The organism is Streptomyces sp. T39, assembly GCF_008042045.1.
Taxonomy (GTDB): Bacteria; Actinomycetota; Actinomycetes; order Streptomycetales; family Streptomycetaceae; genus Streptomyces.
Window position 1 is genome coordinate 1,769,497 of the sequence record NZ_RDBP01000012.1, and the last position, 18,966, is coordinate 1,788,462.

General features: G+C 74.2%; 18 protein-coding genes and 1 pseudogene. 7 read left to right on the top strand and 12 right to left on the bottom strand.

What is annotated here, in order from left to right:
- Positions 1-74 precede the first annotated feature (74 nt).
- From EAO77_RS08945 to EAO77_RS08975, 7 genes and pseudogenes are all read right to left on the bottom strand, one after another.
- Positions 75-563 (bottom strand): DUF3180 domain-containing protein, encoded by a 489-nt coding sequence (locus EAO77_RS08945; RefSeq protein ID WP_147987496.1) that lies wholly within the window; start codon positions 561-563, stop codon positions 75-77.
- A gap of 67 nt (positions 564-630) precedes the next feature.
- Positions 631-1,230, bottom strand: coding sequence for a 2-amino-4-hydroxy-6-hydroxymethyldihydropteridine diphosphokinase (gene folK, locus EAO77_RS08950; protein WP_147987497.1), 600 nt, complete (start codon positions 1,228-1,230; stop codon positions 631-633).
- Positions 1,227-1,586, bottom strand: coding sequence for a dihydroneopterin aldolase (folB, locus tag EAO77_RS08955; RefSeq protein WP_018850464.1), 360 nt, complete (start codon positions 1,584-1,586; stop codon positions 1,227-1,229). Before folB ends, folK begins: the two co-directional genes overlap by 4 nt.
- A gap of 193 nt (positions 1,587-1,779) precedes the next feature.
- A complete protein-coding gene (locus tag EAO77_RS08960; RefSeq protein WP_147987498.1) occupies positions 1,780-2,226 on the bottom strand; it encodes a nuclear transport factor 2 family protein in 447 nt (148 codons plus the stop codon).
- Positions 2,223-3,080, bottom strand: coding sequence for a dihydropteroate synthase (folP, locus tag EAO77_RS08965; protein WP_147987499.1), 858 nt, complete (start codon positions 3,078-3,080; stop codon positions 2,223-2,225). The genes EAO77_RS08960 and folP overlap by 4 nt, the downstream gene beginning before the upstream one ends.
- Positions 3,080-4,231 (bottom strand): annotated as a pseudogene (locus EAO77_RS08970) (phosphatidylglycerol lysyltransferase domain-containing protein); the annotation flags it as partial. The pseudogene EAO77_RS08970 and the gene folP, both read right to left, overlap by 1 nt.
- Positions 4,232-4,403: 172 nt before the next feature.
- Positions 4,404-5,576, bottom strand: coding sequence for an ABC transporter ATP-binding protein (locus tag EAO77_RS08975; protein WP_147987501.1), 1,173 nt, complete (start codon positions 5,574-5,576; stop codon positions 4,404-4,406).
- A 139-nt stretch (positions 5,577-5,715) separates the two neighbouring features.
- Between EAO77_RS08975 and EAO77_RS08980 the strand changes: the two genes are divergently transcribed.
- The 4 genes from EAO77_RS08980 to EAO77_RS08995 all read left to right on the top strand — a co-directional run bounded on the left by EAO77_RS08980 (position 5,716) and on the right by EAO77_RS08995 (position 9,430).
- Positions 5,716-6,414, top strand: a complete 699-nt coding sequence (locus EAO77_RS08980; protein WP_147987502.1) for an ABC transporter permease — start codon at positions 5,716-5,718, stop codon at positions 6,412-6,414.
- Positions 6,414-7,106 (top strand): ABC transporter permease, encoded by a 693-nt coding sequence (locus tag EAO77_RS08985; protein WP_147987503.1) that lies wholly within the window; start codon positions 6,414-6,416, stop codon positions 7,104-7,106. The genes EAO77_RS08980 and EAO77_RS08985 overlap by 1 nt, the downstream gene beginning before the upstream one ends.
- Before the next feature lie 142 nt (positions 7,107-7,248).
- Complete coding sequence (locus tag EAO77_RS08990; protein ID WP_147987504.1) at positions 7,249-8,226, top strand: ABC transporter substrate-binding protein; 978 nt, start codon at positions 7,249-7,251, stop codon at positions 8,224-8,226.
- Positions 8,227-8,395: 169 nt separating this feature from the next.
- The gene (locus EAO77_RS08995; RefSeq protein ID WP_187283165.1) at positions 8,396-9,430 is read left to right on the top strand and encodes a hypothetical protein; all 1,035 of its coding nucleotides are present in this window, start codon (positions 8,396-8,398) and stop codon (positions 9,428-9,430) included.
- Positions 9,431-9,613: 183 nt separating this feature from the next.
- Here EAO77_RS08995 and EAO77_RS09000 read toward each other — a convergent pair whose 3' ends face one another.
- Both EAO77_RS09000 and EAO77_RS09005 read right to left on the bottom strand, forming a co-directional pair.
- Complete coding sequence (locus EAO77_RS09000) at positions 9,614-10,756, bottom strand: NADH-quinone oxidoreductase subunit D (protein WP_147987505.1); 1,143 nt, start codon at positions 10,754-10,756, stop codon at positions 9,614-9,616.
- A 100-nt stretch (positions 10,757-10,856) separates the two neighbouring features.
- Positions 10,857-11,855: an SAM-dependent methyltransferase gene (locus tag EAO77_RS09005; protein ID WP_187283166.1), complete on the bottom strand. Its 999-nt coding sequence runs from the start codon at positions 11,853-11,855 to the stop codon at positions 10,857-10,859.
- 95 nt (positions 11,856-11,950) lie between these two features.
- On the opposite strand from EAO77_RS09005, the gene EAO77_RS09010 reads away from it, so the two are divergent.
- The 3 genes from EAO77_RS09010 to EAO77_RS09020 all read left to right on the top strand — a co-directional run bounded on the left by EAO77_RS09010 (position 11,951) and on the right by EAO77_RS09020 (position 14,598).
- Positions 11,951-13,150 carry a sensor histidine kinase gene (locus EAO77_RS09010; RefSeq protein WP_147987507.1) on the top strand — a complete coding sequence of 400 codons (1,200 nt, stop codon included), beginning with the start codon at positions 11,951-11,953 and terminating at the stop codon, positions 13,148-13,150.
- A 154-nt stretch (positions 13,151-13,304) separates the two neighbouring features.
- The gene (locus EAO77_RS09015; protein WP_147987508.1) at positions 13,305-13,979 is read left to right on the top strand and encodes a response regulator transcription factor; all 675 of its coding nucleotides are present in this window, start codon (positions 13,305-13,307) and stop codon (positions 13,977-13,979) included.
- 13 nt (positions 13,980-13,992) lie between these two features.
- Positions 13,993-14,598 (top strand): AAA family ATPase, encoded by a 606-nt coding sequence (locus EAO77_RS09020; protein ID WP_147987509.1) that lies wholly within the window; start codon positions 13,993-13,995, stop codon positions 14,596-14,598.
- A gap of 28 nt (positions 14,599-14,626) precedes the next feature.
- On the opposite strand, the gene EAO77_RS09025 is transcribed toward EAO77_RS09020, so the two are convergent.
- From EAO77_RS09025 to EAO77_RS09035, 3 genes are all read right to left on the bottom strand, one after another.
- Complete coding sequence (locus tag EAO77_RS09025; protein WP_147989040.1) at positions 14,627-15,739, bottom strand: DUF5937 family protein; 1,113 nt, start codon at positions 15,737-15,739, stop codon at positions 14,627-14,629.
- 80 nt (positions 15,740-15,819) lie between these two features.
- Positions 15,820-17,049, bottom strand: a complete 1,230-nt coding sequence (locus EAO77_RS09030) for a PP2C family protein-serine/threonine phosphatase (protein ID WP_147987510.1) — start codon at positions 17,047-17,049, stop codon at positions 15,820-15,822.
- 540 nt (positions 17,050-17,589) lie between these two features.
- Positions 17,590-18,894, bottom strand: coding sequence for a threonine aldolase family protein (locus EAO77_RS09035; RefSeq protein WP_410088347.1), 1,305 nt, complete (start codon positions 18,892-18,894; stop codon positions 17,590-17,592).
- Between the last annotated feature and the right edge of the window lie 72 nt (positions 18,895-18,966).

Below are 18,966 nucleotides of genomic sequence, written 5' to 3' on the forward strand. Positions count from 1 at the left end.
TGTGACATGGGCCGGCCGGGCGCCGCGGCCGCGGCGCCCGGCCGGCACGTCCTGCGGCCCCGGGTCCGGTCGCGTCAGGCCGCGCGGGCCGTCGTGTCGGTGTCCTCGTCGCCGTCCTCGGGCAGCCGGCACACCCGCTCCAGCCAGAGGGCGGCCGCGATCACGGCGATGCCCGCGACGACCGCGAAACCCGCGTAGATCGCCTGGTCGCGGCGGGCGGGGACGTCCAGCTGGCCGAGCAGGAAGACGCCCGTGCCGCCGTACATGCCGCTCACCAGAGCCGCGACGAGTGCGCTGGCCTGACCGAAGACCACCGCGCGGGCCGCCATCAGCGGCTCCACGCCCTTGGCGCCGGGGCGGCGCTCACGCTGGGCCCGCAGCCGGTTGCGCAGCGACAGCGCCGTCGCGGCGAGCACGGCGGCGATCACCCCCAGCACGATCGGCGCCGCGAGCGGCACGCTCGGCAGTGTCCCGAGCGAGTCCCACAGACGGGCACCGCCCCAGGAGAGCACTCCGGCCGCGGCGAAGATACCGGCCAGTACACCGAGCCGTAGTTGCTTCACCGAGTGAGCCGCCCTTCGCAGTCCTGCCGTGCGACGCCGCACGGATCCTCCCGTACGAGCCTAACGACTACTCGGGCAGGCGCAGTTCCAGGTCGGAGCGGGGCTGTACGCCCTCGGCCCCGACGCCGGCCAGCAGCTCGGCGACCGCGCCCCGGCCGGGCAGCTGCGCCTCGGGCTGGACGTCGTGCCAGGGGGCGAGCACGAAGGCGCGCTGGTGCGCCCGCGGGTGAGGGAGCGTGAGGGCCGGGTCGTCCGAGACGACGTCCGCGTACGTGACGATGTCGACGTCGATCGTGCGCGGTCCCCAGCGCTCCTCGCGGACGCGCTCGAACGCCTCCTCGATGGCCTGGCCGCGCTCCAGCAGGGACGACGGCGGCAGCGTCGTCCTGATCACGACGACCGCGTTGAAGTACGAGGGCTGGCTGCCGGGCTCGACGCCCCAGGGCTCCGTCTCGTAGACCGGGGAGACCGCCTTGACCCGCAGACCGGGGGTGTCCTCCAGGGCGTCGACGGCACCCTGGAGGGTCTCCAGGCGGTTGCCCAGGTTGGAGCCGAGGGAGATCACGGCGTGCTTGGGGTTGGACAGGGTGATGTCGGCCGCGTCCACCTGCTCCACCACGGACGTGGGCACCGGCTGCACGGTCGGGTCGCTGGCTGCCTGCTTCATACTCGGCTCCGGGTGATCGTGATGGTCACGTCGTCGAAGGGCACCGTGATCGGTGCGTCGGGCTTGTGCACGACCACTTCCACCTCCTCGACACCGTCGTGTTTCAGACACTGCCGGGCGATGCGCTCGGCCAGCGTCTCGATCAGGTCGACCGGTTCGCCCTCGACGACCGCGACGACTTCCTCCGCCACCACGCCGTAGTGCACGGTCTTCGCCAGGTCGTCGTCGGCCGCCGCGGGGCGGGTGTCCAGGCCCAGCACCAGATCGACGATGAACGTCTGGCCCTCCTCCCGCTCCCGGGGGAAGACGCCATGGTGCCCGCGGGCCTTGAGGCCGCGCAGCGCGACACGATCCACGCGAATCACTCCTGCTTTCTTTACTGGCGGAAACGGGCTCCGCCACGTGCGGGTGGCGCGGTACCCGCTCCCGAATCTACCTGCGGGCACCGACGGCCTTCGCCCACGGGGGCCTTGGCAGGTCCTCGCGGGCCGGGTAGCCGCGTATACCCGGGAGGGTTCCGGGCGAACCCCATGACAGGCGCATACCCACTTACGAGGGGCTGTCCTCGTCGTCCTCGTCGTCCGTTTCCGTCAGAACGGGCGAACCGTGGTGCGACCAGATCTTCCAGCCGTCCGACGTGCGGCGGAACACGTTGGTGGCCACGACCAGCTGGCCGACGAGTGGCCCGAGCTCGCCCGACTCCTCCGCCGGCCCGCCGCTGAGGATGTTCTCGGTGCACGTCACGAGGGCGGTGTCACCGGCCACGCCGACCTTCACATCGGTGAGGAAGAACTGGATGTACTCCGTGTTCGCCATGATCAGCGCGTACGAGCGGAGCACCTCGCCGCGCCCGGAGAGCACCGGCCAGCCCGGGTGGACGCACGAGATGTCCTCCTCCAGCCACAGCTCGGAGAGGCCCTCGAAGTCCCCCTGCTCCATCGCCTCGTAGAACGCCGTGTTCGCCTTCTCGACCTCTTCGGCGTCCGCGGCGCTCACCTGGCGCCCTCGACGGCGCGTGCGACCCGGACGGCGTCCGCGGTGGCCCGTACCTCGTGCACCCGCACGGCCCAGGCGCCGTCGTGGGCGGCGATGGCCGAGACGGCCGCCGTCGCCGCGTCCCGTTCCCTGGCCGGGGGCGGGGTGCCCTCCCTGGCCAGTACATGCCCGAGGAACCGCTTGCGGGAGGCTGCCACGAGGACGGGGCGGCCGAGGGCGCGCAGCCGGTCGAGTCCCGCGAGGAGCGCGAGGTCGTGCTCGGCGGCCTTCGCGAAGCCGAGGCCCGGGTCGACGACGAGTCGCTCCGGGGCGATGCCGCCGTCGACGACGGCCTCCATCCGCGCGCGGAGCTCGTCGACGACCTCGGTGACGACGTCGCCGTAGACCGCCCTGCTGTTCATGTCCTCGCTGAAGCCGCGCCAGTGCATGACGACGAACGGGGCCCCGGTGCCCGCGACCGCCGGGACCATCCGGGGGTCGGCCAGGCCACCGCTGACATCGTTGACCAGGACGGCCCCGGCGGCCACGGCCTGCTCGGCGACGGAGGCGCGCATGGTGTCGACCGAGACGACGACGCCCTCGGACGCGAGCTCGCGCACCACGGGGACGACCCGGCGCAGCTCCTCGTCCTCGTCGACCCTGCTGGCGCCGGGCCGGGTGGACTCGCCGCCGACGTCGACGAGGTCGGCGCCCTGCGCCACGAGGTCCAGGCCGCGCTTGACCGCGGCGGTAGTGTCGAACCAGCGGCCGCCGTCGGAGAAGGAGTCGGGCGTCACGTTGACCACGCCCATGACCGCGCAGCGGTCCCACTCCGGCAGGCCGTCGGCGCCGCCCCGTCCGCTCAAGCTGTTCATGTCTCCAGCCTAGGGCGTGCCGGCCGGCGGCTCCGCGGTCGGACCGGTACGGGAAGCCGGCCGGAGGGCAGGCGGGCGGCCCGCGTCACCGGCCCCGCCTCGAGCCGTGTCCCGTCGCCCGGCTCCAGCGCGTCCAGACCGGTCTCCCGGGTCCAGACCTCGCCGCCCGTCTCGGAGCAGCCCGTCACCGCCGGTGTCCAGGAACGGGCCCGGGCCTCGTCCATGAAGCGCTCGATGGCGCCCGGCCACGCCTCCACGTCCCCGATCGGGTCGCCGCCGGCGAGCATCACTCCGGAGACGACCCGGTAGCGGACGGCGGCCCTGCCGCTGGGCGAGAAGACGACGCCGTCGTCGCGGCGCAGGGCGAGGGGAGCGGGGGAGCCGGGGCGGCCGTGGGCCAGCAGAAGGGAGCGCAGCCGCTCCTCGTCGCCGCGCGAGCGGCGGGCGGCGGGATGTGCGGGACACAGGGCAAGGCCGAGGGTGGTGACGGCGGTCAGCAGCCCGAGCGTGCCGAGCGAGTACGCCACGGTGCCGGCAGCGCCACCGGTGTACGCGACGGGCCCCTCGACGCCGAACAGCCCGTACATCACGTGTTCGAGGCGGTCGGTCAGACCCGGGCCGCCCACGATCCCGCCCGGGTGGGCGCTGACGATCACCAGCCCCAGCGCGATCGAACCGGCTCCCATGAGGACGAAGTGGGCCAGGGCACGCCAGCGGCTGCGCGGGCCGGGCGGTGCGGCGAACTCGCCGCGGTGGCGCACCAGCAGCCACAGCAGCGCCAGTGACAGCAGGACTCCCGCCGCGGACGGACGGCACAGGCACGAGGCCACCGCGCCGGCGGGCAGCAGGACGACCGCCGCCCGCCAGGCCCGCCGCCTGCGGCGCCTGACGCCGTGGGCGAGCAGGAGCAGCAGCACGCCCGCACCGAGCGAGAGCGCCGCGGCGAGGGGACCGGGCAGCGGGGCGCCGAGGCCGTGAGGGGTGCGGGGGAGGACACCGGCGGCGATGTCGAGCAGGCCGACGGCCGTGCAGGCGGCGCCGGCCGAGCCGGGCACCGCCGCGGGGTTCGGGCCGCACCGGATCCGGCGGGCCGGCCGTACCGCCCGCACCGGGCCCGGTGGTGACGTGTCCCCGTCCACCGTTGCAGACATCGCTTCTCGTGACTCCGGATCGGATTCTGCGCCCGGACCTCGGATCGGTCGGTTCCGGGCGGCTGGCGCCCTCTAGGACGGCGCCCGGCCGGGGCCGGTTCATCCCGCACGGCGGAATTCTCGGTGCGGGCCGCCCGGTCGGCGTCCTTCCGGTGACGCGGGGCGCGGGCGGTCAGCCCTTGTCCGCAGGGGCCGGGCGGGCCGCCGTCGCGATGGACTCCAGATCCACGTCCGCGCGCGCCACGTCCTGGGCGTCCGCGTCGATCGAGCGGCGCAGCGCCTCGTGGAGCCTGCCCGGCGTGAGCACACCGAGGAAGTCGCCGCGGCCCGCCTCGTCGATCACCGCGATCCACCCGGCGTCGTGCTGGAGCATGGTGGCGAACGCCTGCTTGAGCGAGGCGCCGACCGGCAGCCGTGCCTCCATCCGCCGGGCGTGGTCGCGGACCGTGCCGCCGCGCCCCGCGTGCTCGGCCGAGATCCAGCCGTGCAGCCGCTCCTGTGCGTCGAGGACCACCGCCCAGCGGGCGTCGAGCGCCCGGGGCAGCGGGTCGTCGAGGTGGACGACGGGCGGCTGTTCGAGGTCGCCCGCTTCGATGGGGGTGACCCCGAGCCGCTTCAGGCCGCGGTCGGCCCCGACGAAGTCGGCCACGTAGTCGCTCGCCGGGGCGCCGAGCACGGCGGCCGGCGCGTCGAACTGCTCGATCCTGCCCTGGCCGTAGACCGCGATGCGGTCACCGAGCCGTACCGCCTCCTCGATGTCGTGGGTGACGAACAGGATCGTCTTGCGCACCTGCGACTGGAGCTTGAGGAACTCGTTCTGGAGGTGCTCGCGGACGACCGGGTCGACCGCGCCGAACGGCTCGTCCATCAGCAGCACGGGCGGATCGGCGGCGAGCGCCCGGGCGACGCCGACGCGCTGCCGCTGGCCGCCGGAGAGCTGGTCGGGGTAGCGGCCGCCGTGCACGGCCGGGTCGAGGCCGACGAGTTCGAGGAGTTCGGCGGCGCGGGCGCGGGCCTTCGCGCGTCCGGTGCCGAGCAGGTGCGGCACGGTCGCGGTGTTGTCGAGAACGGTCTTGTGCGGGAAGAGGCCGACCTGCTGGATCACGTAGCCGATGCGACGGCGGAGCCGGACGGGGTCGACCTCCGAGATGTCCGAGCCGTCCACGCGTATGCGGCCGGAGGTCGGTTCTATCAGGCGGTTGACCATCTTCATGGTGGTCGTCTTGCCGCAGCCCGACGGGCCGACCAGGGTGACCAGTTCGCCTTCCGCGACCTCGAAGGTGAGGTCGTCCACAGCGACCGTGCCGTCCGCGTACCGCTTGGTGACGTTCTCGAAACGGATCATGGCTCCCCATTGTGACCGCCGGTGTGTGAAGGCCATGTTGCTGCACTGTGGCGGTCCTCGGCGATTGTCGGTGGCCGGGGTTAGGGTCGTCACCGATCGTCAGACATGTGTTCGGCGTCCACGGGGGAGGTGAGAAGCGATGACAGGGGAGCGTGCCGCGAGCGGCTGTCTCGTGGCGAACGACTGGATATGCGGCGAGTACCTGCGCAGCCGCAGCGGGGAACTGACCGACGCGACGGTCCAGCACGTCTGGATCACGGTGGCGTCGGTCCTGATAGGGCTGGCCGTGGCGTTGCCGCTGGCCCTGCTGGTGCGCGCCCGGCCGAGGTTCGCGGGACCGGTGCTCGGGCTGACGACGCTGCTCTACACGATCCCGTCGCTCGCCATGTTCTCGCTGCTGCTGCCGGTCTTCGGGCTGTCCGCGGCGCTCGTCGTCACGGGTCTGGTGCTCTACTCCCTCACCATCCTCGTGCGGAACATCCTCGCCGGGCTCCAGGCCGTGCCCGCCGAGGTCCGCGAGGCCGCCCGCGGCATGGGATACGGGCCCTTCCGCCTGCTGGTCGAGGTGGAACTGCCGCTGGCGCTGCCCGCGCTGATGGCCGGGCTGCGCATCGCCACCGTCTCCACGGTCGCGCTCACGACCGTGGGGGCACTCGTCGGCCAGGGCGGCCTGGGCAATCTCATCGACGACGGGGTGCAGACGACGTTCAAGGCGCAGGTGCTCACCGCATCGGTGCTGTGCGTGCTGCTGGCCGCGGTGGCCGATCTGCTGCTGCTGGGCGTCCAGCGGCTGCTCACCCCCTGGGCGCGGCACCGTGCGGCGGAGGCGGGGAACTGATGGGCGGCGTACCGGCGGAGGTGTGGACCTGGCTCACGACCGGGTCCAACTGGTCCGGCCCGAGCGGCGCCTGGCACCGGCTGGCCGAGCACGTGTACGTCAGCGGGGTCTCGCTTCTCCTCGCGTGTGCGATCGCCCTGCCGGTGGCCCTGTGGCTCGGGCACATCGGCCGGGGCGGGGCGCTGGCCGTCAACATCTCCAACGCGGGCCGGGCGATACCGGTCTTCGCCGTGCTCGCGCTGTTCATGCTCACGCCCCTGCGCAGCGCCGGGTACCTGCCCACGGTGATCGCGCTGGTGCTGTTCGCGATACCGCCGCTGCTGACCAACGCCTACACCGGGATGCGGGAGGTGGACCGGTCGGTGGTGGAGGCCGCGCGGGGGATGGGGATGTCGGGCGGCCAGATCTTCGCCCGGGTCGAACTGCCCCTCGCGTACCCGCTGCTGATGACCGGGCTCAGGTCCGCCGCCGTGCAGGTGGTGGCCACGGCCACGATCGCCTCCATGGTGGGGCAGGGGGGTCTCGGGAGGATCATCACGGCCGGCTTCAACACCTACGACACGCCCCAGGTGGTGGCCGGCGCGCTGCTGGCGGCGCTGCTGGCGCTGCTGGTCGAGGCGGTGCTGATAGCCGCCGACCGGCTGTTCAGCCCGCTGCGCCGGACGGCGGGCCGCCGCCCGGCCACCCCGTGACACGGCGCCCGGATCCGGCAGGTCCGCACCGGCGCGCCGGCGGCGCGACCACTCGACCTCGCACGACGGACACGCACGACGACGACACGGCGGACCGGCGGCCCAGGAGGGCCGGCGGGACCGCCGCGGGACGGAGAACCTGATGGGAAAGACCTCGCGCCTCGCGGGCGCGGTACTCGGTGTGGTGGCCCTCGCGGGTTCTCTCGCCGCGTGCGGCGGCGACAGCCTGGAGAAGGAGAAGGGCGGCACCGGTGCGGCCGGCGGCTCGGGCGACAAGGGCTCGCTGGTGATCGGGGCCGCCGCCTTCACCGAGTCCAAGGTGCTCGCCGAGCTCTACTCGCAGCTCCTCGCCGACGCCGGGTACACGACCTCGGTCACCACGGTGAAGAACCGGGAACTGTACGAACCGGCCCTGGAAAAGGGCGAGATAGACATCATCCCGGAATACGCCGCCACCCTCGCCGAATTCCTCAACGCGAAGGTGAACGGCGCGAAGGCGCCGGAGGAGAAGCCGGTCGCCTCCAGCGACGTCGAGGCCACCGTCGGCGCGCTCACCCAGCTCGCCGAACCGCTCGGGCTGAAGGTCCTCCCCGCGGGCAAGGCCGTCGACCAGAACGCCTTCGCGGTATCCGCCGAATTCGCCGAGAAGAACAAGCTCACCACGCTTTCCGATCTCGGCAGGGCGAAGATCAAGGTGAAGATCGCCGCCGGTGACGAGTGCGAGGTGCGGCCGTTCTGCGCACCCGGCCTGAAGAAGACGTACGGCATCGACGTCGCGGGCATCGACCCCAAGGGCGTCGGCACACCGCAGTCCAAGCAGGCCGTGAAGGACGGCGAGGACCAGCTGGTGCTGACGACCACCACCGACGCGACGCTGGAGAGCTTCGGCCTGGTGCTCCTGGAGGACGACAAGAAGCTCCAGAACGCCGACAACATCCTGCCGGTCGTCAATGCGAAGGACGCCGGGGACAAGGCGGTGGCCGATGTCCTGGCGAAGCTGACCGAGGTGCTGAGCACCGAGGATCTCACCGAGCTGAACCGCAAGGTCGACGCCGAGCGCGCCAAGCCGCAGGACGCCGCGCGCGACTATCTCCGCTCCAAGGGGCTGATCGGCGCGTAGGGCTTTCCTTCGGATCGGGGCCCACGGGCCCGCCGGGATCCGCACGCGAGGCGGGGCGGCCGCGCCGGGAAGTACGGGAAGACCCGGCCCGGCCGCTCCCCGCGTTTCTTCGCAGAGATTTGCCGGGCCGACACCCCATGCGGCGCCTACGCACGGTAAATTTCGGGCCATGCCACGTGGACGTCACCGCCATTCCCCGCCCCTGCACAAGCTGCTGCCGCCGTCGGCAGTCGCCGGAGCGTCGGTTCTGTGCGCCGCCGGCGCGTGGTTCGTCGGTGATGCCCTGGTACTGCGCTCCCTGGTGGCCGCCGCCGCCGCGGCCGCCGTCACCGGCGCGGTGCTGATGCGCAGCTGGGACCGGAGCGCCGGCCGCCGCGTCGCGGAGCTGACGCGCGGGCGCGCGAGCGACCAGTGGAAGACCGAGGAGCGCATCGCGGAACTGGAGGCGGACGTCGAGGAGTCACGTGAACTGCGCGTGAAGCTCGACGCCAAGCTCCGTGCCAAGCGGGTCGAACTCGCCGGCCTGCGCGGCGAGCACGCGGCGCTCCTGCGCCGGTACGCCACCGCCGAGACCGAGCGGGCCAGCGCCCTGGAGGGCCGCAGGCAGCTCGCCATCGAGGCGTCCGAGCCGGCCAGGGCGCTGCCCTCGGCCGGATCGTCCCCGACCCCGGAGCTGTTCGCGCGGGCCGCACGGGCGCTCGGCGACCTGTCGCGCAACGCCGCGGCCCAGGAGGCCAGACGCACGGTGGAGGAGGCCAGGGCACGCGATCTCGCCGAGCGCGCCCGGGAGGCGGACGAACCTCAGGGGAAGCACGCGGCGGGCACCGGGGCAGGACAGCACGTCCGTCCGGCGTCCGCCCTCCCCGCCCGCCGGCCCGTCCCCACGGCGTCGGCCATCGTCCCCTACGGAGCCCAGCGCGCCCGGGTGAAGCGCCCGGAGGGCGGCTTCGACTTCTTCGGCACCGGCGCGGGTGCCGCCGCTGACGGGACGGGCGCCGCCCCGGCCGAGCTGCCTTCCGCCCCGCCCGCCCGCAGGGCGATCGAGGCGGTGCAGCACGAGGACCTGGCCGACGYCGTGGGCGAGGAGGCCCTCGCGGCCGCCCGCGCCAAGGACTCCCGGGCCGTCGGCAAGGTCATCGACCTGACCGCGCACGACGAGACGGAGCAGCTGGACGTGGCGAGGCTGCGCGACGCGGTCTCCTGAGGAACACCTCCCCGGACCCCGGTACCCGCCCGCGCGGGGCCGGGGTTCCGTGCGTCCGCGCCCCGCTCAGCGCCGCCCRCGCGGGGCCGGGGTTCCGGGCGGTGCGGGGGTCGGTACAGCGCCGCCCGCGCGGGGCCGGGGTTCCGGGCGGTGCGGGGGTGGCCGGATCGCGCCCTTGCGGTGCTACTTGTCGATGTCGCCGACGACGAAGAACAGCGAGCCCAGGATCGCGACCATGTCGGCGACCAGCGTGCCCGGCAGCAGCACCGCGAGCGCCTGGATGTTGTTGAAGGACGCCGAGCGCAGCTTGAGCCGGTACGGCGTCTTCTCGCCCTTGGAGACCAGGTAGTAGCCGTTGACGCCCAGCGGGTTCTCGGTCCAGGCGTAGGTGTGTCCCTCGGGGGCCTTCAGCACCTTCGGCAGACGCTGGTTGACGGGCCCCGGCGGCAGCCCGGCGATGCGGTCGAGGCAGGCGTCGGCCAGGTCGAGCGCGTTGTGCGTCTGCTCCAGCAGCACCTCGAAGCGGGCCAGGCAGTCGCCGTCGGTCCGGGTGACGACCTTCAGGGTGTCCCGCAGCTCGCCGTACGCGAGGTACGGCTCGTCGCGGCGCAGGTCGAAGTCGACGCCGGAGGCCCGCGCGATGGGCCCGCTCACCCCGTACGCGTGGACCGCGTCGGCCGGCAGGACCCCGATGCCCCGGGTGCGGCCGCGGAAGATCTCGTTGCCGAGGACCAGGCGGTCGTACACGTCCATCCGGGACCGGACGTCGGCGACGGCGCGGCGGGTGCGGCCGAGCCACCCCGCCGGCAGGTCCTCCTTGAGGCCGCCGACGCGGTTGAACATGTAGTGCATCCGGCCGCCGGAGATCTCCTCCATGACGTGCTGGAGTTCCTCGCGCTCGCGGAAGGCGTGGAACACCGGCGTGATGCCGCCCAGTTCGAGCGGGTACGAGCCGAGGAACATCAGATGGTTCAGCACCCGGTTCAGCTCGGCCAGCAGCGTACGGGTCCACACCGCGCGCTCGGGGACCTCCATGCCGAGCATCCGCTCGACGGCCATCACCACGCCGAGCTCGTTCGAGAAGGCGGAGAGCCAGTCGTGGCGGTTGGCGAGCATGACGATCTGGCGGTAGTCGCGCGCCTCGAAGAGCTTCTCGGCGCCGCGGTGCATGTAGCCGACGACCGGCTCGGCCTCGCGGATGCGCTCGCCGTCCAGCACCAGCCGCAGCCGCAGCACGCCGTGCGTGGAGGGGTGCTGCGGACCGATGTTGAGCACCATGTCGGTGCTCTCCGCCGCGCCGCCGATGCCGACCGTGGTCTCCGTCATGCGGTCCAGTCTGTCAGAGCGGTGCACGCCCCCGGCCGGTCAGGCGGCCACCGGGCGGGACCCGCGGGCCGGGCGCCCACGTGTGCCGCCCGGTCACCGGTCACCGGCCGACCGCCGCACCGGGGCGGGCCGGCGCCGCATCCGCCGGGACCGGCTGCATCAGCCAGGTGAAGTCCCCCAGGCCGCCCCGCGCCGTCAGCTCGGCCGCCTCGCCCGCCCGCGAGAGGGCGCGGACGTAGCCCGCCGGGTCACGGGACGCCAGGGACAGCGGCGGCCGGGCCGCGCCGACCCCCAGGTCGTGCAGCGCCTCCCGCTGCGACCGCAGCCGGGCGGTGGGCGACGCGCACGCGTCCAGCGCGACATGGGCCGTGATGTCGCAGCTCCCGTCCGGCACCGGGCGCACCTCGCGTCCGTCCCGGAAGCCCGTCAGGGTCCCGAACACCGGCCGCGCGTCCGCGGTGTGGGCGTAGTCGACCGCCACGGCCAGACCCGCGGCCAGCGCCCCGGCCGCCGATGCCCACGCCTCGTCGCGCGGGCGGCCGATCTCCGCCCGGGAGCCCGGTCCCGCGGACGGCCACCAGCGCTCCAGCCAGCGGGCGTCGTCGCCGCCGACCTCGTCGCCGAGCCGCTCCTCGCCGTCGTCGTCCACCAGCACCAGCCGGCGCACACCGTTCCCGTCGGTCTCGGCGACGTCGACGGGCACGTTGTCGAGCCACTCGTTGGCGAAGAGCAGTCCGCTCTCGCCCTGCGGGATGCTGCCGTGCCACAGGATCCGCGGGTCCAGCCCGCCCGGGCGCGGCGCGCGTTCGACGGCGTGCGCCCGCACCGGGAATCCGGACGGCAGCGCCGCGAGCACTCCGCTCAGCAGCTCCCCCCGTCCGGCGCCCACGTCGATGAGGGCGGGCTCGGTGATGCCGTGCTCCTCGGCCGTGGCGAGCAGCAGCCGGGCGACGGCCGAGGCGTACAGCGGTGAGGCGTGGACGGACGTCCTGAAGTGCCGGGCCGGGCCGCCGGGCCGCAGGTAGAAGCCGCGGGGGCCGTACAGGGCGTCCTCGGCCGCGAGGCGCCAGCCGCGCGATGCGCTCGTCCGATGGGTCACGTGCTCAGTCTCCACCTTGGGGAGTACGCCCCAGGCCGCTGGATCGCTCCTCCGGTTGACTCCGGCACCTATCTCCTGTCCTTACGCTTGGTCACGTGCAGCGCCTCTACGACTTCATCCGCAGACACCCGACGGGCGTCGACAGCTTCTGGGCCGTCGTGCTCCTGGGCATGGCCCTGGCGGCCGCCGCGGGTGTCCCGGGTGACGCGGGAGACCGCTGGGGAGTCGTCGTCATCGGCGCCCTCCTGAGCGTCGTGGTCGCGCTGCGGCGGCGGATGCCGGAGTGGATGCTGCTGCTGACCGCGGCCCTCGGCGTGGCCCAGCTCGTCGCCGACATCGAGGTCTTCCCCGCCGACTTCGCCATGCTGGTGATCATCTACACGGTGGCGGCGCACGACGGGCCCCGCTGGGCCTCGCGCTTCGCCCTGGTGGGCGGGGCGTGCGCGGCGACGCTGGCGATGATCCGCTGGCCGCTGGAGGAGACCGGCGGCGCCGGGAAGATCTTCTTCACCGTGGTGATGACGGTGCCGTTCGTGCTCGCCTGGGTGCTCGGCGACTCCATACGCACCCGGCGCGCCTACTTCGCACAGCTGGAGGAGCGCGCCACCCGGCTGGAGAAGGAGCGCGAGGCGCAGGCGAAGGTGGCGGTGGCCGCCGAGCGCGCCCGGATCGCCAGGGAACTGCACGACGTCGTCGCCCACAACGTCTCCGTGATGGTCGTCCAGGCCGACGGCGCCGCCTACGTCATGGACACCGCGCCCGACCAGGCCCGGCAGGCGCTGGAGACGATCTCCGGCACGGGCCGCCAGGCGCTCGCGGAGATGCGCCGGCTGCTCGGCGTGCTGCGCACCTCGGACGCCCCGGAGAGCGGCGAGTACGTCCCGCAGCCCGACGTCGAGCAGATCGAGGAGCTCGTCGATCAGGTCCGCCGCGCCGGACTGACCGTCGACTTCAAGGTCGAGGGCACCCCCCGGCCGCTGCCCAGCGGGGTCGAGCTCACCGCGTACCGCATCGTGCAGGAAGCCCTCACCAACACCCGCAAGCACGGCGGACCCGAGGCGGGGGCCAGCGTGCGGCTCGTCTACTTCGACGACGGCCTCGGGCTGCTCGTCGAGGACGACGGCCGAGGCGCATCCCACGAGCTGTACGAGGACGGCGGCGCGGACGGCCGCGGCCACGGACTCATCGGCATGCGCGAACGCGTCGGCATGGTCGGCGGCACGCTCGACGCGGGGCCCCGCCCCGGCGGCGGCTTCCGGATCAGCGCGCTGCTGCCGCTCAAACCGGCTCACTAGGGTGCGCCGTCCGGCTCTCGGCGACTGCTGACCGGCCCGTACGGGACTGCCGTCGGGCCCCTCATCCATTGCTGAACCGCCCGTTAGGGTCTGCTGGGACCGCCCGCCGCGCGACCGTGCCCGCCCGCCCATCCGAGAGAACGAGGACCGGCCCATGTCCATCCGTGTGATGCTCGTCGACGACCAGGTGCTGCTGCGCACCGGCTTCCGCATGGTGCTCGCCGCCCAGCCGGACATGGAGGTCGTCGCCGAGGCAGGCGACGGCGCCGAGGCGATCGAGAACCTGCGCTCCACGGCCGTGGACGTGGTCCTGATGGACGTGCGCATGCCGAGGCTGGACGGTGTCGAGGCGACCCGGCGCATCTGCGCCGCCCCGAACCCGCCCAAGGTGCTGATCCTGACCACCTTCGACCTCGACGAGTACGCCTTCTCCGGTCTGAAGGCCGGGGCCAGCGGCTTCATGCTCAAGGACGTGCCGCCCGGCGAACTGCTCGGCGCCATCCGCTCCGTGCACAGCGGCGACGCGGTGGTCGCGCCGTCGACGACCCGCCGGCTGCTGGACCGCTTCTCGCCGATGCTCCCCAGCTCCGGCAAGGAGCCGCAGCACAAGGAGCTGGAGCGGCTCACCGAGCGGGAGCGCGAGGTGATGCTCCTCGTCGCCCAGGGGCTCTCCAACGGCGAGATCGCCGCCCGGCTGGTGCTGTCCGAGGCGACGGTGAAGACGCACGTGGGCCGCATCCTCACCAAGCTCGCCCTGCGCGACCGGGTGCAGGTCGTCGTCCTCGCCTACGAGTCCGGGCTGGTCCGCGCGGGCGGCGGCGGCCACTGAGGGGGCCGCCGCCGTGCTGCTGTGGATCAACGGCCCCTTCGGCGGGGGCAAGACGCAGACCGCCCATGAGCTGCTGCGGCGGCTGCCCGGCAGTGTCGTGTGCGACCCCGAGCACGTCGGCTTCGGGCTCCACCGGATGACCCCGGCGGCCCTGCGCGGCGACTTCCAGGACCTCCCCGCCTGGCGGCGGGGCGTCCACGACGTGCTCGACCTCACCCTGCGCCGGCACCGGGGCGTGGTGATCGCGCCGATGACGCTGGTCGAGCCGGCGTACTTCGAGGAGATCGTCGTGCGGCTGCGCGAGGAGGCCGGTCACGACGTCCGCCACTTCGCGCTGCTCGCCGGCCGGGAGACCGTGCTGCGGCGGCTGCGGGAACGGGGCCTCGGTCGGGGGCTCAGGCGCGAGAGCTTCGCCGTGGACCGGCTCGACCACTGCCTGGAGCGCCTCCGCGACCCGTTGTTCGCCGAGCACATCCGCACCGACCGGATCGAGATCCCCGAGGTGGCGGACCGGATCGCGCGCTCCGCCGGCCTGCGGCTGGAACCGAACACCGACGGGCCCCTCCGGCACCGGCTGCGCAAGGCGTGGACCGGCGTGCGGCACATCCGCTTCGACTGACCCCGGGCCGCGTCGGCCCCGGGGCCGCTCAGCGCAGCACGGTCTCCAGGAAGTCGCTGCCGAGCCGCGCGACCAGGGTCACGTCCAGCTGGTGGAGCACGTACCGGCCCCGCCGGCGGGTCGTCACCAGACCGGCCCGCTTCAGCACCGAGAGGTGGCGGGAGACCTCCGGGGCGGTGATCCCGTAGGTGTCGGCCAGCTCGCTGGTGGTGTGCGCGGCGCGGGCGAGATGACGGCACAGCCGCATGCGCATCGGATGCGCCAGCGCCTCCATCCGCAGCGTCAGCAGCTCCACCGGGGCGGGGCCCGGCAGCTCGGGGGACCCGACCGGGTAGTGGATCACCGGGCGCCAGCCCGGGGCGTGCAGGACCAGCAGATGGGGCCAGCCGAAGCTGGTCGGGATGAGGGTGAGGCCCGCGCCCACCGCCGGATCGACGGCGGTCGTCCTGCCCACCGCGAGCTTGTCGGCGCTGATCCGGGTGTGCGCCTCGTCCACGGTCAGGGCGGCGGACACCGCCCGCAGCGTCTCGGCGAGGCCCTTGTGGCGCAGCAGTTCCGTCTTGTGCCGGGCGTCGGCGGCGAGCGCCGGCGAGACACGGCGCCAGGTGTCGGCGAAGAACGCCTCGTCGCAGTCCTCGAAGAGGCGCCGTATCCAGGTCCGTACGGCCGCGGGATCGTCCAGGAGCCGCCGGGTGAAGTCGAGCTGGCGCGGGCCGCGGCCGGCGGCGAGTTCGAGGGAGCGCTCGCGCCGGGCCGGGTCGCTCAGCGGCGAGGGCCCGCCCGTCGAGTAGCAGCTGACACAGGTGAACTCCAGCGCGGCGGAGACGAAGCGCTCGTCGTCGAGGCGGTCGAGCAGGTCCAGCTCGTCGGCGAGGGTCGCGCCGGTGCTGCCCCCGCCGGTGGTGAGGCCGGCGAAGGGCATGAAGACGTCCGAGAACGTCGTGCGCCACAGGAACTCCGCCTCGTGGAGCCGGTCGGCGAGATCGGGCTTCAGACCCGCGGCCGTGGCCGTCGCCCAGCCGTGCAGGCCGGGGTGGTGCCCGGGCTCGGCCAGGGCGTGCAGGGCGACGCCCAGTTCGGCCAGGGGGGAGGTGCCGAAGACGACGCGCTCCGCGGGCAGCCCGGTGATGTCGATGCTCACGCTCACGCCCCCATGGTGCGCGACGGCGGGCGCGCCTCGCGGCGGACGTCCGGAACGTCACACCCCGTGGCCGGCGGCCTTCACAGCCGCAGGACGACCAGGGCGATGTCGTCCACGGCCCCGCTGTCCGGCACGAGGTCGGCCAGGAGCGCGTCGGCGAGGGGGCCGGGCTCGGCGGCGTGGTGGCGGCAGATGGAAGCGGCGAGCCGGTCGAGTCCGGTGTAGATGTCCTCTCCGCGCCGCTCGATCAGCCCGTCCGTGTAGAGGACCAGGGCGGACCCCTCGGCCCAGTCGCAGCTCGCCTGGGGCCTCGGCACGTGTTCGGGGCGGGCGCCGAGCGGGGGGTCGGTGGCCCCGTCGAGGAAGGTGACCGTGCCGTCGGGCCGGCACAGGACGGGCGGAGGATGACCGGCACTGCTGTACGTGAGCGTGTGCTCCTGCCAGTCGATGAAGACGGAGACGGCGGTGGTGGACTCCGCGCCGTCGACGGAGCGGGCGTACAGCCCGAGGACCTCCAGCGCCTGGGCCGGTCCGGCCGCGACCCGGGAGGCGGCGGACAGGGCGCTGCGCAGCTGGCCCATCACGCCGGCGGCGAGGAGGCCGTGGCCGACGACGTCGCCGACCGCGACGGCGGTGCGGTTCGGTTCCGGGAGGTCGACGAGGTCGTACCAGTCGCCGCACACGTTCAGCGCCCCGGTGGCGGGCCGGTAGGAGACGGCCCGCCGGTGCCGGTCCAGCGGCTGGGGCGGCAGCATCGACTCCTGGAGCCGGAGGGCGATCTCGTGGTCCCGGGCATGGGCGAGGCGCAGGCGCTCGTTGGCATCCTGGAGCTCGCGGGCGCGGGCGTAGAGATCGGCCTCCAGCACCCGGGTGCGGCCGCCCTCGGCCTCGCTGCGGGACCTGATCAGCGCGGTCACGTCCTCCACCCGGTGCAGCAGCAGGGCCGCGGAGCCGTCGGGTCCGCGGACGGCGACGTTGACGGGACTCCAGTAGCGCTCCTCCCAGGTCCCCGGGTGCTCCGGGTCCTGCACGTCGTAGCGCTGGAGGGCCATGCTGTCGCGTTCCCCCGTCTCCGCCACGCGCCGCAGCGAGGCCGAGAGGTAGCGCACGCCGTTCGCCGAGGGATCGTCGGGGTTGTCGGGGAAGACGTCGAACAGGTAGCGGCCGACGACCTGCTCACGGGTGCGCCGCGCCAGCGCGAGGAACGCCTCGTTGACGTCCACGTACACGAGGTCGGTGGTCAGCAGCGCGACCGCGCCGGGCAGCGCCTGGAACACGGCCCGGTAGTCGACCGGGGTTTCGTCCACCATCCACCTCCGCGCGCCGGCACGCCCTGCGCGACCGCCCGTCCGTCGCCGCCGTCCGGCCGCGCCCGGGCGCTCGGCGCCGCTTCCCGGCCGTGAGGCCCTGCGTCCAGTTTCACCCACCTCGCCCCACCGCGCGGTGCCGGCGCCGGCCAGGGACCGTGCGCGGCGGGGCGCGCGGGCCGGGTGCGGGGCGGCCACGGGGCCTGCGGGCCCCCGGGCATCAGCGGGGCCTGCACCGGGGACGGTGGCGGTCTTCGGGCCCGGCCGTCTCCGCGCCCCGCGCGCCGGCCCCGGGTGCGACCCTTCGCGCGGCAGCCCGACGGGGGCGTGACCGCGGGCCGTCCGCCCTGGTCCGGTGCTGCTGCCGGGGCCGCACTGTGCCGGGTGCAGCCCTTGCCCGCCGCCGCTCGCGGGCGTGGTCCGGTCGGCTGTGGGGCCGTGCGGGGCGCTCGTCCGCCGGGGCGCACCGGCGGACGGTCCGGTGCCGGTGGCCGCCCCGCGCGCGGGCCCGGCCACCCCTCGCGGCGTCCCCCGGACGCCCTCTCAGACCAGGCGGCGGACGAAGTCCGTCAGCGCGGACGAGACGTCCTCGGCAGACCAGGCGAGGCCCTCCGACGCCACCGTGACCTCGGTGACGGCCAGCCCCGGCGGGCAGCCCTCCGTGAACCAGCGGCGGAACAGGGTCGTCCGGGTCTCCTCGGACTGGGCCAGGGCCGCCTCGTTCAGCGCGTCGGCGGGGTACGGCAGCCACACCTGGAACTGGTGGGTCAGGGGCACCGGCGGGTTGATGCGGTGCCAGGGCACCCCGGCCCTCCGCAGACCCTCGTCGAGCGCCCCGGCCACGACCTTCGCGTGCGCCACGTACTCCGGCAGGCGCGGCAGCTCCCGCTCCAGGCCGATGAGGCCCGACAGCACCGCCGGGTACTGCTGGAACAGCTGCCCCCCGTAGCGGTGGCGCCAGGCGCGGGCCTCGTCGGCGAGGAAGCCGGGGCACGCCAGGACCGCGCCCGACAGACCGCCGAGCGACTTGTAGAAGGACACGTACACGCTGTCCGCGAGTCCGGCGATCTCGTCCAGGGGCCTGCCGAAGTGCGGGGTGCACTCCCACAGGCGCGCGCCGTCGAAGTGCACCACCGCATCCCGGTCGCGCGCCGCGTCCACCACGGACACCAGCTCGTCCCACTCCGGCAGGACGAATCCGGCGTCGCGCAGCGGCAGTTCCAGCATCAGCGTGCCGAACGGCTCGTCGCACTCGCGTACCTCGTCCGCGGTCGGCAGCCGCGGCTGCGTCGTCGGATGGATCGTGCGCAGCCCGCTCACCACGGAGAACGCGGCGCGTTCGTGCACCTCGGGGTGGGCCTGCGGATGCACCGCCACCGTGGCGTTGCCGGTGCGCCCCGCCCAGGCGCGCAGGGCGGCCTGCTGGGCCATGGTCCCGGTGGGGAACCAGACCGCGGCGGGGAAGCCGAGCAGCGCCGCGGTGCGCCGCTCCAGCTCCGCCACCACACCGTCGCCGTAGACGTCCACCGGCTCCCCGAGGTCGTACACGCCGGCGGCGCCGGCCGTCAGCGTCCCCAGTCCCCGGGCGAGGCTCTGCTCCGCGGAACCGCGCCACAGCACGCGCTCCGACGCCCGCCACGCGGCCAGCCGCCGGCGCCGGCCGTCGTCGTCCGCCCCGGCGGCCGGGGTGCCCCCGGTGACCGCGCCGGAGCCGTGCCCCGGCCCGCCCTCGTCGGCGGCGGGAGGCGCGCCGGCCCCGCCGGCGGCTCCCGCGGGGCCCCGGTCGCCGGTCGCCGCGCTCACATCCGTGCTCACATCCGTGCTCGTATCGGTGCTCGTATCCGTCACGGTCCGATCATCGCCCACAGCCTGTGGACAACTTCGGGGGCGTCGCGGGCGCTGGCGTAGCATCGTGACGAG

Bases quoted from the DNA above. Each gene is read 5' to 3' on its own strand.
- folK (WP_147987497.1), bottom strand. From the start codon at position 1,230: ATGAAGCAGGCAGCCAGCGACCCGACCGTGCAGCCGGTGCCCACGTCC.
- folP (WP_147987499.1), bottom strand. From the start codon at position 3,080: ATGAACAGCTTGAGCGGACGGGGCGGCGCCGACGGCCTGCCGGAGTGG.
- EAO77_RS08975 (WP_147987501.1), bottom strand. From the start codon at position 5,576: ATGATCCGTTTCGAGAACGTCACCAAGCGGTACGCGGACGGCACGGTC.
- EAO77_RS08980 (WP_147987502.1), top strand. From the start codon at position 5,716: ATGACAGGGGAGCGTGCCGCGAGCGGCTGTCTCGTGGCGAACGACTGG.
- EAO77_RS08985 (WP_147987503.1), top strand. From the start codon at position 6,414: ATGGGCGGCGTACCGGCGGAGGTGTGGACCTGGCTCACGACCGGGTCC.
- EAO77_RS08990 (WP_147987504.1), top strand. From the start codon at position 7,249: ATGGGAAAGACCTCGCGCCTCGCGGGCGCGGTACTCGGTGTGGTGGCC.
- EAO77_RS09000 (WP_147987505.1), bottom strand. From the start codon at position 10,756: ATGACGGAGACCACGGTCGGCATCGGCGGCGCGGCGGAGAGCACCGAC.
- EAO77_RS09015 (WP_147987508.1), top strand. From the start codon at position 13,305: ATGTCCATCCGTGTGATGCTCGTCGACGACCAGGTGCTGCTGCGCACC.
- EAO77_RS09030 (WP_147987510.1), bottom strand. From the start codon at position 17,049: ATGGTGGACGAAACCCCGGTCGACTACCGGGCCGTGTTCCAGGCGCTG.